Raw genomic sequence first — 466 nt, 5'->3', positions numbered from 1 at the left:
GGTGAGTTTTTTAATTTCTATCATGATGGCAGGCAAGGGGATAAGTAAAACGAAAGGCGTTATTTTACCTGAAAAGACATATAAAAGGCCGTCTGAACAAGTATGAAAACGAAATCAACGATTTCTATTTCACTTATTCAGACGGCCTTTATGAAATGACAGTCGGAAATGCTTTCAAATTGTCTGTCGTTTCAATTAAATTTGAAGATCGCCATTGTCCGCACGGATTTGGCGCAGGAATTTTTGTGTCCGCTCATGTTTGGGATGATTGAACAAATCTTGCGGGCTGCCTTGTTCGACAATAACGCCGCCGTCCATCACGACGACGGTGGTTGCCACTTCCAAGGCAAATTTGATTTCATGCGTAACGACAACCATGGTCCAGCCTTCTTGTGCCAATTCCTTCATGGTATCCAAAACATCTTGCACCAATTCAGGGTCAAGCGCGGAAGTTGGTTCGTCAAAC

At 43.1% G+C, this 466-nt stretch carries 1 pseudogene; it reads right to left on the bottom strand.

From position 1 onward, the window contains the following. Nucleotides 1-195: 195 nt before the first annotated feature. A pseudogene (locus ACTHUR_RS20100) lies at nucleotides 196-466 on the bottom strand (polar amino acid ABC transporter ATP-binding protein); the annotation flags it as partial.

The organism is Neisseria sp. P0021.S007, assembly GCF_051956855.1.
This window is presented reverse-complemented; position numbering and strand designations above follow the sequence as displayed.